General features: G+C 41.8%; 1 protein-coding gene. It reads right to left on the bottom strand.

The annotated features are described in order from the left end of the window. Positions 1–129: 129 nt before the first annotated feature. The coding region (locus N1032_RS27880; RefSeq protein WP_259543988.1) for a PDDEXK family nuclease at positions 130–519 on the bottom strand (390 nt) is incomplete at its 5' end.

Below are 519 nucleotides of genomic sequence, written 5' to 3'. Positions count from 1 at the left end.
GTAAGGAGGTGTTAGAATCTGAAAGACAGAAAGCACTTCTTGAAAAGAACAGCGTTGGTGAAGGCGGTATTAATGCACCAGGCATTAAGTAACACATAATGTAGAAGGGGCCAATCAAGGCCCCTTTATTTATAATACATCTAGTGAAAATGTTTCTCTGTTCCAGTGTCTGAATTTGTGTTTATCAGCCCAACTTTCATGAGTAGCCTTTGTACCATCTTTCCTTTTTTTAGCAAATGGAAATGCTACGTTGCTTCTATCCCAGAGAAAGACAAGTTCTGAGGTTTCCGGGAGTACTTTACGGATGTGTATGTACTTCGCAGCTTCAGTCCCATCTCGAAACCGTCCTTTAACTTCGACCAAGAAAGATCGACCTGCTTTGTCCACAACAAAGTCGGGTTCGTAAGTATGTGGAATCGAATAACTAACTCTATCCTCTTTGTTGTGAAAACGAGCTTCCGATAAGATCCCAGAGTGCAAGTCCCTTTCGAGTAGCGAATCATATTTTGTTCCCCTGAG

It is taken from the genome of Herbiconiux daphne (assembly GCF_024979295.1).
GTDB classification, from domain to species: Bacteria; Actinomycetota; Actinomycetes; order Actinomycetales; family Microbacteriaceae; genus Herbiconiux; species Herbiconiux daphnes.
This window is presented reverse-complemented; position numbering and strand designations above follow the sequence as displayed.